At 51.3% G+C, this 12,997-nt stretch carries 12 protein-coding genes; 10 read left to right on the plus strand and 2 right to left on the minus strand.

Features of this window, described 5'->3' with window-relative positions; translation table 11 throughout:
• The first annotated feature begins 17 nt into the window (after window positions 1-17).
• The 10 genes from D570_RS0103770 to D570_RS0103815 all read left to right on the plus strand — a co-directional run bounded on the left by D570_RS0103770 (window position 18) and on the right by D570_RS0103815 (window position 11,133).
• On the plus strand, window positions 18-989 hold the full coding sequence (locus D570_RS0103770; protein WP_018143067.1) for a DUF58 domain-containing protein: 972 nt from the start codon (window positions 18-20) through the stop codon (window positions 987-989).
• A 10-nt stretch (window positions 990-999) separates the two neighbouring features.
• Window positions 1,000-1,533, plus strand: a complete 534-nt coding sequence (locus tag D570_RS09060; RefSeq protein ID WP_018143068.1) for a hypothetical protein — start codon at window positions 1,000-1,002, stop codon at window positions 1,531-1,533.
• Window positions 1,534-1,535: 2 nt separating this feature from the next.
• Window positions 1,536-2,729, plus strand: coding sequence for a vWA domain-containing protein (locus tag D570_RS08435; RefSeq protein ID WP_018143069.1), 1,194 nt, complete (start codon window positions 1,536-1,538; stop codon window positions 2,727-2,729).
• Window position 2,730: 1 nt separating this feature from the next.
• Window positions 2,731-3,768: a vWA domain-containing protein gene (locus tag D570_RS0103785; RefSeq protein ID WP_018143070.1), complete on the plus strand. Its 1,038-nt coding sequence runs from the start codon at window positions 2,731-2,733 to the stop codon at window positions 3,766-3,768.
• Between the two features lie 19 nt (window positions 3,769-3,787).
• Window positions 3,788-4,375 (plus strand): DUF6466 family protein, encoded by a 588-nt coding sequence (locus D570_RS0103790; protein WP_018143071.1) that lies wholly within the window; start codon window positions 3,788-3,790, stop codon window positions 4,373-4,375.
• Between the two features lie 134 nt (window positions 4,376-4,509).
• Window positions 4,510-4,929 carry a hypothetical protein gene (locus tag D570_RS0103795; protein WP_156812232.1) on the plus strand — a complete coding sequence of 140 codons (420 nt, stop codon included), beginning with the start codon at window positions 4,510-4,512 and terminating at the stop codon, window positions 4,927-4,929.
• Window positions 4,926-6,356 carry a PGAP1-like alpha/beta domain-containing protein gene (locus tag D570_RS08440; RefSeq protein WP_018143073.1) on the plus strand — a complete coding sequence of 477 codons (1,431 nt, stop codon included), beginning with the start codon at window positions 4,926-4,928 and terminating at the stop codon, window positions 6,354-6,356. The genes D570_RS0103795 and D570_RS08440 overlap by 4 nt, the downstream gene beginning before the upstream one ends.
• A gap of 72 nt (window positions 6,357-6,428) precedes the next feature.
• Window positions 6,429-7,862: an adenylosuccinate lyase gene (gene purB / locus D570_RS0103805; protein ID WP_018143074.1), complete on the plus strand. Its 1,434-nt coding sequence runs from the start codon at window positions 6,429-6,431 to the stop codon at window positions 7,860-7,862.
• 82 nt (window positions 7,863-7,944) lie between these two features.
• Complete coding sequence (locus D570_RS0103810) at window positions 7,945-10,530, plus strand: lysylphosphatidylglycerol synthase transmembrane domain-containing protein (RefSeq protein WP_018143075.1); 2,586 nt, start codon at window positions 7,945-7,947, stop codon at window positions 10,528-10,530.
• 318 nt (window positions 10,531-10,848) lie between these two features.
• Entirely contained in the window at window positions 10,849-11,133 is a 285-nt protein-coding gene (locus tag D570_RS0103815; protein WP_018143076.1) for an HU family DNA-binding protein, read from the plus strand.
• Window positions 11,134-11,189: 56 nt separating this feature from the next.
• On the opposite strand, the gene D570_RS0103820 is transcribed toward D570_RS0103815, so the two are convergent.
• Both D570_RS0103820 and D570_RS0103825 read right to left on the minus strand, forming a co-directional pair.
• Window positions 11,190-12,704 (minus strand): proteasome accessory factor PafA2 family protein, encoded by a 1,515-nt coding sequence (locus tag D570_RS0103820; protein WP_018143077.1) that lies wholly within the window; start codon window positions 12,702-12,704, stop codon window positions 11,190-11,192.
• Entirely contained in the window at window positions 12,704-12,922 is a 219-nt protein-coding gene (locus tag D570_RS0103825) for a ubiquitin-like protein Pup (RefSeq protein WP_018143078.1), read from the minus strand. The genes D570_RS0103820 and D570_RS0103825 overlap by 1 nt, the downstream gene beginning before the upstream one ends.
• Window positions 12,923-12,997: the final 75 nt, after the last annotated feature.

Consider the following 12,997-nt stretch of genomic DNA (forward strand, 5'->3'; position numbering starts at 1 on the left):
CGAGGAAATGATTTTTTGTGGCATCTTATGAATCCACTGATACTATTCGGCGTAAAATCGAGACGCTTGGTTCTCAATTAAGCCTGCCTATAGTGCGCAAAGCCATGGGACTTGTAGAGGGTGAACACCCGAGCAAGCGTCGTGGTTCGGGTTACGAATTTTTAGATTTACGCCCCTACGTCATCGGCGATGAGTCCCGCTCTATCGATTGGAAGGCGAGCGCGCGCGCAGGTCAGCCTATTGTGGCGTCAAAAGAGCATTCCGCCACCAGTAATGTGTGGATGCTTATCGATTCTGGACGTCAGCTCACGGGTAGTACGCCGTCGGGCGAGCGTCAAATCGACGTATCGATGAATGCTTTGCGTCTTTTTGCCATGCTGTCTTTGAAGCGTGGTGATAATGTCAACTTTGTGGTGGGCGATGCGCATTCGATTACACGCATGCCGTTTTCTGGCGGTTATCGCGAGTGTGATGCGTTGCTCGATCGTATCACGCAACGACACATGCCATATGACAGCGATTGGCAATCTTTACTGGAATACGCAGTGCAGATTCGCGATAAGTTTTCGCTGATTATCCTGGTAACGAATGATAATTCCTGGACAAAAGAAGCCCTAGAAACCTTGGGCGTGCTGACGCAAACGCATCCGATAGTGGTGGTTAATATTTCTTCGGTCAATCCTTTTGATCTTTCGCCGCGTTTTACCGAAGTGCGAGAAGGCTTCAGCAATCGTCGTGTACCTGCTTTTATGCGCAATGAGATTATCCGTGATGAGGTTGCGGCTTCTCGCCAGTTGACAATTGACCAGTTGCATCATCGTTTAAGTGTGAAGGGTGCTACCCTGTTTACTTCGGATTCGAGCGTGTCTATGTTTAATGAATTTATTCATCGCATTTCATTAGCTCATAATTCTTCAACCTTCGGATTAGGCTTTGCATCGCCCGCTTCCCGTGCGTCTTCTGGCATGGCACCCGTTGCTCAGGCTTAAGGATATATTCGTGACTTTCATGATTTCTACGACAACCTTAGCTGGTACTTTCAGCTATACCCCCTCTGCTGCTTTTAGTAGCACCGCTCTTTTTATCGGTCTTGGCGTGGCCCTACTTTTTGCCGTAGGGTGCATTATCGCAAGCGTCATCGCATATTTGCCGAAAAAAGCGAAAAGTGCGACGAGACTTCAACCCGTGGACTCCGTAGCCGCGTACAAGAAACGCGTCACCCACGTGGAAGATGCGTATACAGCTGGCGACATGACCAAGCAAGCAGCTTTTCACGAGTTGGCAGCTATTGCCCGACAGTTCGCATCCTCGCGTATGGGAAAGAATATGACCAGTCATACTTTGGCGGATTTGACCAATGCGCCTCACACTTCTCATACCTCGCGTCAGGGCTTTAGCCTGTTGCGCTCTACAATTGAGGGCTTATATCCTCCAGAGTTCGCATATGAAGCCACACATGCTCAAAGCTCACAGGTAACCGTTATTCAGGCATGCCGTTGGGTTATGGTTCTTATTGAAAGGTGGGATGACTAAAATTGTCGTATTTTAATGTCCTTATTCCTACCCATTTTCAGTGGCCTTTGGCGGCTCTTATCCTGTTTATCGTGGTAGCAGCAGCATTTTTTGGCTTTTATATTTATCTGCAGATAAAGAAAAAACACGAAGAATCTGCGCTGCGCACACCTGAGGAAAAGAACGCTGAGGATGCTTCGGCTGAGTCAGCACCGTCTGCGCCTTCCTCTGCTTCAACGCCTTCGTCTGCTTCATCTCTTTCCTCGAAGAAAACGTCCGTTGCTACGGTGTTTCATATTGAATCGGATTATCAGACGGATACAGCTGCACGTTTTCTGAAAACCTACAAAAGGCTCAGCACGGTGGCCGTAGCCGCGTTGGCCGTTGCTTTGACTGCAGGCATAGCACTGGTAGGGCGTCCTTCCAGGATTGATCCGCAAAATTCGAGCAGTTCCTCGCGCGATATCATTTTGTGTCTAGACGTATCCGGCTCTGCTTTAGCCTACGATCGCCAAATTATCGCCGCATACTCTGAATTGACACAGAATTTGCATGGTGAGCGCATTGGACTAAGTATTTTTAATTCCACATCCAAAACGATTTTCCCTCTGACAGATGATTACAGCGTCATCAATAATCAGCTCAATTACGCTTATACTCTGCTCAGCCGTGTGCAGACGCAGGAATCCATTGATGCGATGAGCGATGAGGAATATCAAGAGATTAATGACTGGCTAGAAGGCACACAAAATGTGGAAAATTCCACGTCCTTAATTGGCGATGGCTTGATGTCCTGCGCGATGATGCTGCCGCAGTTGGAAAGTTCGGCAGCTCGTCAAGCTCGCAGCGCCTCCGTTATTTTGGCTACAGATAACGTGCCGTCGGGAAAGCAAACCTTTACCTTGGACGAGGCCTTAGATGCGGCACAAAATGCCGATATTAATGTGGATGGGCTGTACGTCGGCTCGGATGAAACCAGCAATTCTGAAACGGCCGTGGCTATGAAAAATTCCATCGAAAGCCATGGCGGTGTGTATGTGGATTTGAATTCTAACGATACCGTGGAGGATATTACGCGCGATATCCAATCGACGCGCTCCAGTACGGAACAACATGAGGATTCCAGCAATATGATAGATGCGCCTGCGCTCATCGTGGCCCTTGCCATACTTGTTTTCGTGATATTTATCGCAGCAGCGGGAAGGATTCGTCGATAATATGAGTTTTGTCCCTGTTTTTGGCTGGATTATCAGCAGTGTCGTGGTATTGCTTGTGCTCGGTGCTATGGCGTGGCATACGGTGGTATTTCTGCGCACGCGTGCAAACTCGGATATGACAGTGTGGATGTTGTCTCGCCGCTGGGCGTTGGCCGTCTTGCTGTGCATTATACTGCTGGGCCCGAGCACTCTAGCCCGTTCTACCACGCGTGCCGTAAATGCGACGGATGTATTTGTGGCGGTGGATGTGACGGGATCCATGGCGGTGGAGGATGCAAATTATGGATCCAGCGATACGGTAACGCGCATTAAGGCTGCACGCGATGCCGTGTACGATATCACCGAAAAATATCCGGATGCACAGTTTTCCGCCATCAGTTTCGGCGCCACGGCTGCTGTGACACTACCGCTGACACCGGATGCGCATGCGATGGAAAGTTGGGCGGATGGTTTGACCACCGAACCGACGAATGTGTCATCAGGCTCCAGCTTGGATACACCACTCAATACGCTGACAACGGCGTTAAAGGCCGCTCAGGATGCGCATCCAAATGACACGATTGTGCTGTACGTGATAACCGATGGTGAGCAAACCAGCGGTGAGGCGGCGAAAAGTTTCTCCGTGCTCCGCCCCTATATCAGTGATGCCGTCGTCATCGGCGTCGGCTCGGAAGAAGGCGGGAAAATTCCTTATACCTCTACGGGTGTGAGTGCTTCTTCCACCGCAGAGACCTCCGATGCACAGTCCTGGGTGCAAGATCCAGACACACAGACAGATGGTATTTCGCAAATGAACGAGTCGAATTTAAAGAAGATTGCGGACCAATTATCCGGACAATATGTGCACGTGGATGCGACGAAAACCGTGGCGAATGCGGTGACAGTGGACGCGTCGAAGGATTATCGCATGACGACTACGTGGCGTACTATATCGCGCGATGTGTCTCTGATTTGGCCGTTTAGCATCCTCTTCGCGCTCCTCGCCGTATGGGAAATATCCGCATGGATACTGCAATCGCGCAAGCTCTACACATTGTGATACCGGTCAGGATGATACTATGAATGCTCTTGAACAAAAATTGAGTACACATACGCGCTCCCCTCGAGACTCCGACCTGCATAGGGGTTCCTTAACGCTGCGTATTGTACTAATCGTGGCGGCGGTTTTCGGCACGCTCATCGGCTTATATTTATCAATGAATCTGATTGTGGCGCAAATGTATAATTCCGCCACTACTCAGCTCAATAATTCCATCGCTGAATACTCTCAAACGGATCCGGATTTGCAGGCTTTAGCGGATCAGCAAATTGCAACCGATCAGCAATTTGCGGATGTGACGTCCGTCAGCTGGATGCTGGTGCCGAGTTTAAGTAGCTCTGCGCAGCATAATAAGGAGGTTTCTGCGGCATTAACGCAGCAGATTCAAGATGATTTGAATCAGACTTCATCCCAATCTGCGAGCGCGAGTGCTTCCTCCTCCTCGTCCTCGGATTCTTCATCCTCGTCATCCTCCTCCAACTCGGACGAGTCGAGTGTAGATTCCGATACGCAGGAGCGCATGCAAACCTTGCTGGACAATAACACGAATGTGGAGAATAATTACGAGGCGCAAGCTCCGAAAACCACGACAAAGAAACCATGGTAAAGGGTTTTTGGATGGTGTGAAAGAATAAGGCTCTGGTGCGTATGCGCTGGAGCCTTTTTTGGCGTGTTATCCACATTCGTTCACAGGCTCGGAAAAATTGGTGAGCAGCGTGGATGCCTTGGCACAATCGTCCTATGACGATACGAGAAACACCCTCATCTATGCCTGTGCTGGCGCAGGACTTTGCAGCTCCTCCCCTCGTGGAACTCAATGATCTGCTTCCCCGCAGCCGGTCGAATCCGCCGAATCCACAGACTACTCAGGAGTTTGAGCAGGAGCGCCTACGCGCGGTCATGGATACTTCCGTGGGCATCCACACTTCAGGTGCGTGCTACTGCGCCGAAAGTGAAGGGATCGTAGCCCGCACAGCCGTGAGCGCTTGCCAATTGGCTTATCATGCTACGTTAGATTTATCTCTGCTCCTATCACGCGTCCTGAGTCTGCACTGGGAGGGCCACGCCGGGGAGCTTTTTCGTACGCAGTGTGCGCAGTTGCAGGCACAGCTGGAGCAGGAACGGGAACGTATAGACTCAGAAAAGCTACGATTCGTATGAGCACATCTGCTTTTACCAGTGCACGCATTCTCGGAGGGAAAACTTCCATTGATGATCCTGAGGAATTCTATGCGCTCATGTCTCAGGGGTTGACCTATGCGGATGCGCTTCAGCAATCTGCTTCTGCGCTACTAACCACGTCCACATATGCCAGCGATCAGCTATCCGTCGTGGCGGCATGCCCGCAAGCCACACAAGCACACCACTTTCCCTATGTGCAACGCATCCAGCACATAGCTGACGCCTGTAGTGCGCATCGCAATGCCGTGCTGCTGTGTGCGCAGCAGATGTATGAGATTGCAGACCGCGTCATCCGTAGTCTCAATTTGTACTCTGCCGCAGAAAAGGAGTCCGAGCAAGCGCTCCTCACGTTGATAGAAATGTATGCGGCTCACCATCCCGCATTGGCCGGCACCTCTATGGTGCTGTGGGGTTTGGCAGCAGAAACTCAGTCTGCACACCCTTCGCTGGCGGGGGCGCTTTCGCATCATTCCGCTGCACAGCAAAGCGTTATCCGTGGCATAGCTCGTGGAGTTGCGCCGCATGGCTCGGTATCTTCCTTTGCTGATACATACTCCGCTCATGCGCACGGTGTCGGAAATCTCTATCAAGGAAATACTCTGTCCGTGCAGGAGATAGCGGTAGCGCGGCCCTTACCTGCTGTGACAAACATACGTGACAGCTTGAGGAATTTGGACACGCTGACCGCAGGCCAAACCGGAAATAGCTACGGCACTGTAGCCATTCAGCGGTACACGCAGGCCGATGGCTCGCACGCGTGGGTTGTGACCATTCCCGGCACGGACGGGCAACCTGACTCTCCCTTTGGATGGCCACAAAATCTCAATCTGATGGCCGGCGAAGCCCGCAACCGTGCCCTCGCTGATAGCCAAACAGCCGTGGTGCAAGCCATGACCCTGGCGGGAATTCAGCCGGAGGAATCCGTCACCTTGGTGGGACACTCCCAAGGAGGCATTATTGCCGCTTCTCTGGCTAGCGATCCGCAACTTGCCTATACGATTTCCCACGTTATTACTGCAGGCTCACCTATTGCGAATCATCCTATCGATACCACCCGCACGTGGGTGACGAGTGTAGAAACAGACCGAGAAATCGTCTCTGATCTCGATGGTCAGGACAATCCGCAAAGCCCCCACTGGCTGACTATTAGAGGGTATATCAGTCAAGACGGCTTAGGCTCGCAAGATCTCCCTGTACAGAAGACACACGCCCACACGCCGGTATCTGGCACAGACGCGAGTGCCCCTACGGAGCTCTCCCATGGCATGAATTATCATCTTGCCACATTCGATAACGCCCAAAATCTGCACAGCGATGCCCTCGATGAGCACAATAAACATTTTGCGCAATTAAACGCGGGCACTCTGGATACGAATCTGTATTTCCAATGCAGATTACAGCGGTAAGACCCGGGATTGACAATATCTGTGTGAAAAATACTGCACCGTTATATTTGCACCTTGCCATAGTATAGGAGTATGAATTTGACTGATATTACCCCTCATATTGCATTAAGCCCTCTGGATGGCCGCTATCAGGCTGCCACTGCTCCACTTGTGGAATTCTTAAGCGAACCAGCCTTAAACCGCGCTCGCATTCATGTGGAAGTCGAATGGATGATTGAGCTGGCAAATGGCAACGGCGGAAGCTCTGTCATTCCTGGAGTAGAACCATTTACGCAGGAAGAAATCGATTATTTGCGTGCAATCGAAAACGATTTTGGCGCTGAAGGCATCGCGGAATTGGCTGAGATTGAAGCTGTGACTCATCACGATGTGAAGGCGGTGGAATACTATATCGACCGTCGTCTCGACAAAGCCGCTGACGTGCTGGGAGAAACTCAGCTGACACGCTTAAAGCCATTGGTTCATTTTGCCTGCACCAGTGAGGATATTAACAATCTCTCTTACGCCCTGTGCGTCAAGGGTGCTGTGGAAAATGTCTGGCTCCCGGCTGCGACCAAGCTCATCGATCAGTTGACGACTTTTGCGGAAAAGTACAGCGCGCTTCCTCTGCTCAGCCTTACTCACGGACAGCCAGCCACACCTACCACCTTGGGTAAGGAAATGGCCGTATGGGTATATCGTCTGACTCGCCAAATTCATGCTCTTGAGGCTCAGGAATACTTAGGAAAGATTAACGGCGCTACCGGCACCTTTGGCGCGCATATGGCAGCTTTGCCACAGGTCGATTGGACGAGCTTGTCTCACCGCTTCGTTTCTCAGCGTTTGGGATTGACATGGAATCCGCTGACCACACAGATTGAAAACCACGATTGGCAGGCGGAGCTCTACTCCACTATGAGCCACTTCAATCGCATCGCTCACAATCTTGCTCAAGATGTGTGGATGTATATTTCTCGTGGCGTTTTCGCGCAGGTACCTGTTAAAGGCGCTACTGGTTCTTCCACCATGCCGCACAAGGTGAACCCTATTCGCTTCGAAAATGCTGAAGCAAATCTCGAGCTGTCCTGCGCATTGCTGGATTCCTTAAGCGCAACCCTCGTTGAGTCTCGTTGGCAGCGCGATTTAACCGATTCCACCACGCAGCGCAATATCGGTGTGGCCTTTGGCTACAGCATGCTCGCGTTGTACAACTTGTCGGGTGGCTTGGACTCCATCCATCCAAACGAGACTGTTATCGCCTCTGAGCTGGACAATAATTGGGAAGTATTGGGTGAGCCAATTCAAACGGCTATGCGTGCGCAAGCATTGAAGGGCATCGAAGGCATGGATAATCCTTACGAGCGTGTAAAGGAGCTCATGCGCGGCCATTCCATCAATGCTAAGGATGTGGAAAAATTCATCGGCACCATTAATTTCGATGAGGAAACAGCCGCTCGCCTTGCAGCCTTGACCCCATCGACCTACACCGGCGTCGCAGATAAGCTCGTAGATTTCATTCATCAGTAAACACATCTACGACACACAACATGTCTGAGGCAGTGGAAAATCAGCCACTGCCTCTTTTCCACAGAATCGAGAGGTGGAGGGATTGAGCACATTACCCGTTGATCCAGCATCTGAAGACAATTCGACTCAGAATCAGCCGTCTGCTGAGAATATGCACAACGCTGCTAAAAACCGGTCGAACTTTCAGGCCGGCTCATCCGCTGAATCCTCTTACGCTGTCTCTGCCTCTGCTATCGCTGAAGACCCGAATTCGATCAACACCGCTGAGCCTCCTGTAGTGATTTCCGATGCGCAGCCTCAGCGTGCTCATGATTTTTCGGATTTGGCGGGAGCCGTGCTTACGCTCATCATTGCGGTTGTACTGACTTTAATCTCTTTATATTTGCGCGGCGTAACACGCGGCGTGGAAGCGGATGCCCATACAGTAGGCAATGTACTCAACGACTGGCTTTTTGCCCTTCCTCTGACTTTTCTCCAGCAGGCAACCATGGTAGTTATCACCTTTAGCGTGGTTATCCAGCTGCTGATGCGGCGCGAATGGGCACAAACCGTCATTTCCATACTGGGATTTATGGGCGGCATAGCCATAGCCATCATCGTCTCGCAGATTATTACGAGCACACATTATGCGCCCTTGGTCGATGCTCTGAGTTCCCCCAGCACCGTGCAGTTCCTACTGCCGGAGCTTTTTAGTGGTTTAGCTGCATTTCTCACTTGTGCTGGCCCCAAACGCCTGCGCTCTACGCTGGTGTGGAGCTGGAATATTTTGCTTGTCGTGGCCGCTATTCTTATCATGGTCTCCGCAAACTCCTTTGTGGGTATGACCGTTTCTCTGCTTTTGGGCCGCACGATTGGTCTGATTATGCGGTATCTGTTCGGATCCCCGAACGTGGGCATGTGGGCAGAAGATATCGTGCAATCTGCAAAATCCGTGGGCTTAGAGCCGGCAAGCATTGTGTACTCCGGCAATACCACCGCACGGTTAAGCCATTTCAGCGTAGACGATGATTTAGCCTTAAATTCTCGCCGCTATCTGCTCACCACCCGTTCTGGCGAACACTTCACCGTACGTGTGGCAGATTCTCAACGTCATAGCGAGAACTATCTGCGCCAGCTGTGGCAAACCGTCCAGCTTTCTGGTCTTTCCTTGCGCAGAGATCGCTCGGTGGTAGATATTACGCACCATCACATGCTTATGCTGCTGGCCGTACGTGATGCAGGCTTGGATGCGGTGGCACCCTTTGCGGCTGCGAACAATAACGACTCGGCTGTGCTCTTTATCCGCGAAAATACGACGATTACGCCGGCGCAGCTCGATAGCATTACACCGCAGGATGCGGCTCAGGTTTTGCGCTCCTTAGAAAAGGCGCATCTGCGCGGCATCACACATCGCAATATTTCTGCCCATTGCTTAGCACGCAATGCACAGGGTGAACTCATAGTGTGTGGGTGGGAAAATGGCGATATAGCCAGCAGCTCCTCTCATATTGCGGCGGACCGCGTTCAAATGCTGACCTTGCTCAGTGCACTGCTCGGCATGCCTATCGCCGTGAAAGCTGCACAAGAGGTATGGGATACGGATACCCTCTTTAGCATCGCACCCTATGTCCAAAATGTGCTCATCCCCGCCAGCGTCAAGGATCTCGAGGGGTGGGATAAGAATCTGACCAAGGATCTGCGCACAGCGTTAGTAGCGGCCAGCGAGCAGGAAGACACGGATGACGTGGAGTTAGTCACGCTATCTCGCTTTAACCTGCGCTCCTTTATCTCCGCTTTCCTCGTGGTTATAGCCTTATCCGTGATTTTGACACAGCTCAATCCGCGCACCGTTATCCACAGTGTCAGCACCGCAAATCCACTCTTTGCGCTGCTGAGTCTGCTGGCGGGCTGTGCGTCCTGGATAGGCTCCGCATTGATTTTGGGCACGTATATGGATAAAGATAAGCGCAACTATGTGGGCATTTTCGTCTCACAAATCGCCCAGAGTTTTGCCTCCGTCAGCATGCCTGCGGGCATCGGTCCCGCCTTTGTGAATTTACGATTCCTGCGCAAAACCGGCCATAAAAACACGGCTGCTACAGCTGCTATGAGTGCGGTGGTGGCTGTGCAATTTGTGGTTACCTTCCTCGTCATGGTGGTGCTCGGACTCTTTACGGGCAATAACGGTATCAGCGGTTTACTTCCCACCGGTACATTAGCCATCGTTTTGGGTATGCTCATTCTGCTTATTGCCTTGAGCATGCTGATTACGCCTGTACGCGCATTGATTATGAACAAGCTCGTCCCCATGATAAAGAATTTTGCTCGACAGCTCATTTTGCTGCTCACGCAGCCGGGAAAATTGGCAGTAGCTTCAGCCGGGGCCATTATCCAGTCCTTAATGCTCAGTCTGAGCTTTTGGGCGGCGCTTCGCGCTTTCAACATGCCAGCGGGCTATATCGAAACGAGCTTTATCTTCTTGGTCGCCAATACGATTGGATCCGCCGCCCCTACACCAGGTGGCTTGGGCGGCGTGGAAACCTCCTTGACAGTAGCCTTTAGCGGTGTGGGCATTCCATCGGCTGTAGCATTGTCCGCGACTTTGCTTTATAGAGTGATGACGTATTGGATTCGCATTCCTATGGGTGCGGTGGCTATGAGTTGGATGAGTAAAAAGAATTTAATCTAACGCGAGAATTGCGCAAACATAGTGTGTGCGCTCGCGTAGTATCCGTGTCTCCCCACTCCTGAGAAAAATTGTCATTTTCATAGAGATTTTGCTATGATTCGCCTTGATTTTTTGGCTTAATCTCACGTTTTCAGCCATTATTCGACGTAAAACTACACAGATTTATCACATTTCTGGACTTTTACCCGAATTCTCGAACTTTTTTTGGATTTTTGGCTATTTTGAGCGGATTTCGGGCGGTTCATCGAGTATTATCGAGAGTGTGAAATTAGGGTTTTACTTTATGTAGAATCCTCCTACAAGAAGGATGTTTATACTATGGCATACAACAAGTCTGACCTCGTAGCAAAGATTGCACAGAAGACCAACCTCACCAAGGTACAGGCAGAGGCTGCTGTGAATGCATTCCAGGAAGTTCTCGCAGAGTCCCTTCAGTCTGGCGAAGGTTTGCGTCTTACTGGTGTTCTCTCCGCAACTCGCGTAACCCGCGCAGCTCGCACTGGCCGCAACCCTCGCACAGGTGAAACCATCGAGATTCCTGCAGGTTATGGCGTAAAGCTTTCTGCTGGTTCTTTGTTGAAGAAGGCTGCTCAGGAGAACTAGTCTCTACGACGTCACTTAATAAAAAAGCTCCCGCTAGGGAGCTTTTTTATTAGCTTTTACACTAGGGGAAGCAGCGGATTGTCCCGACCATTTCCAGAGATTGTGCGCATAACACACTGATAATCCGCAGTTTCTTGTGTGCCAAAAGGATCGAGAAGTTGTGCTGAAACAGCTTGAGTTTCTCCCGAAGGATACACAGATATGCTGGTCCAATCCGCCGCCCAATGCGCCCGTGAGGCCTGGGCTGCACGCACAAATGCAGATCTGAGCTCGGCACGCGTTCCGCGCGGAGGCTGACTCATAGCCGCCCGCACCTTAGCTGTACTAAAGAGGCGCCTGAGCAGTCCGCGAGACTCCAGATTTTGCACCACTGCATCATGCGCAATATCATGATAGGCAAAATCTAATTGTCTGAGCTTTGACGCTTCAGCACCTCGCGACTGAAGCCGAGAAATCAGCTGATACTTCGCCGCCCAATCCACCCAAGAACTCAAAGCCGTAAAATCGTGGTTCTCTAAGTTGTCGAGACATTCTTCCCACAAGGTGAGGCATGCCTGAGCATCTGTGAGGACATCTGGCTCTAAATCCTGAGCATGCTGGCGCACGAAGTCCCGCGCAGCCGCACAGTATGAGCGCTGAATATCCAAGGCGGTATACGACTCGCCGGAGTGCACAGCAATAGTATAGGTAAAATCTAAATCTCGAGAAATCGCCTTCATATGGTCAGATACGTTGTCCATGGACATGCGTGCCAAACCGTAGTCCTCGCCGCGTGACTGTGCCTCAATCATGCACAGCACGAGATGCGCCGTCATCATTTTCATCCAGCTGGCCGTCTGGGAACGGTTCGAATCTCCCACGATGACGTGTAAACGGCGGTACACGCGTGAGTCTGCATGGGGTTCGTCGCGCGTGTTGATCATAGGTCGTGAACGCGTTGTCGCCGAAGAAATCGTATCATCCAAGAAGTCGCTGCGCTGCGCAATCTGAAATTGTCCCTCGCGTATCACGCCCGCGCCCGCAAAAATTTGACGCGTAGCCAAAAAAGGAATGAAGCAATCCTGTAATGCGGTAATGCTGACACTGCGACGAACGAGATAATTCTCATGACAGCCAAAGGAGTGCCCTTGGGAATCCGTGTTGTTCTTGTACACGTGCACGCGCAGTGTTTCGTTATTTTCACGCGAGACGAGATTTTTTTGCGCATAACTGGCCAGCGAGGCCATATACGACTCTCCCGCTGCATCCAGTAACACCGCCTCACGTACTGTGCGAGCTTCGGCCGTGGCATACTCCGGATGTGCACCTACATCGAGGTAAACGCGCGAACCATTATCGCAGTACGTGTTTGTGGATCGGTAGCGCGACACCACGGGTTCAAACATCACATTGGCCACATGGCTGGCATCTAATGCCTGCCGATCGTCAGATGCACGATGCGCGTGTGTCACGCTGACACCGTACTCCGTTTCGATGCCGAAAATGCGTTCAAAAGAATTATCGGATACTACGGCCGACTCGCGAGAATCGCCTGCCGGCAAGGAATTGCTGGAATCTCTCAGCTGCGGCACTACTGGCCACCTTTTTGCACGAAACTGCTGACATATTCTTCCGCATTTTCTTCCAGCGTAGATTCGATATCGTCAAGCACAGAATCCATATCCGCAACCGCATCCAGCAGTTGCGTATCCTCGGAAACCTGCTGACTCTCCACTGCCTGCTGCTGAGCGAAAAAGTCACTGGTGTACTGCTGCCCTGTCTGAGCGGAGCCTTGATTATTGTTTGGCATATTATCCTTGTAGATAAATAAGCCGCATGACAGACGAACTTCGCACTTCATGCGGCCCTAGATGAAAAACCGTAT

It is taken from the genome of Alloscardovia criceti DSM 17774, from assembly GCF_000376885.1.
Lineage (GTDB): Bacteria > Actinomycetota > Actinomycetes > Actinomycetales > Bifidobacteriaceae > Alloscardovia > Alloscardovia criceti.